The following is an 839-nucleotide window of genomic DNA, read 5'->3' as shown; positions in this document are numbered from 1 at the left end:
GTTCAGACGTTCCACACTTCGCCGAAGAAGCGCATCCAGTTCTCGCCCATCACCTTCTTGATGCGCGACTCGCTCCAGCCTGCGCGTTCCATCGCAGCGGTCAGGTTCGGAAACTCGCCGATGGTGCGGATGCCTTCCGGATTCACCACCTTGCCGAAGTTCGTCAGGCGGCGATAACGGCCCTTGTCGTGCGTGATCCAGTCGAAGAACTCGGTGCTGTAGCCCTGCGTGAAGTCGGTGCCGATACCTACTTTGTCTTCGCCGATAACATCGATCGTGTATTCGATCGCTTCGAGATAATCCTCGACGGTTGCGTCCGGGCCTTTCTTCAGGAACGGCGAGAACATCGTCACGCCGACGAAGCCATTGGCATCCGCGATCTCGCGCAGCTGATCGTCGGTCTTGTTGCGCGGATGATCCTTCAGGCCCGACGGGCAGCAGTGCGAATACGTGACCGGCTTCTTCGAGCACGCAATGGCATCCGACGACGTCTTCGCGCCCACGTGCGAGAGATCCACCATGATCCCGACGCGATTCATCTCGTGGATCACTTCCTTGCCATAACCCGACAGTCCGCCATCGGGTTCATAACAGCCGGTGCCCACCAGGTTCTGCGTGTTGTAGCAGAGCTGCACCACGTTCACGCCAAGTTCCTTGAACACCTCGATATAGCCGAGGTTGTCCTCGAACGCATATGCGTTCTGGAAGCCGAAGATGATGCCGGTCTTGTTTTCCTTCTTCGCGCGCAGGATGTCGTCGGTCGTGCGCACGAGCGTCAGGATCTCGCTGTACTCGCGGATCTGCTGCTTCATCTCCGCGATGTTGTCGATGGTCTTCTG

General features: G+C 58.3%; 1 protein-coding gene. It reads right to left on the bottom strand.

Annotated features, from left to right (window positions below):
• Positions 1–2: 2 nt before the first annotated feature.
• A partial coding sequence (locus QCE64_RS36420) for a dipeptidase (RefSeq protein WP_310009208.1) occupies positions 3–839 on the bottom strand: 837 nt, incomplete at its 5' end.

This window comes from Caballeronia sp. LZ043, assembly GCF_031451075.1.
Classification (GTDB): domain Bacteria; phylum Pseudomonadota; class Gammaproteobacteria; order Burkholderiales; family Burkholderiaceae; genus Caballeronia.
This window is presented reverse-complemented; position numbering and strand designations above follow the sequence as displayed.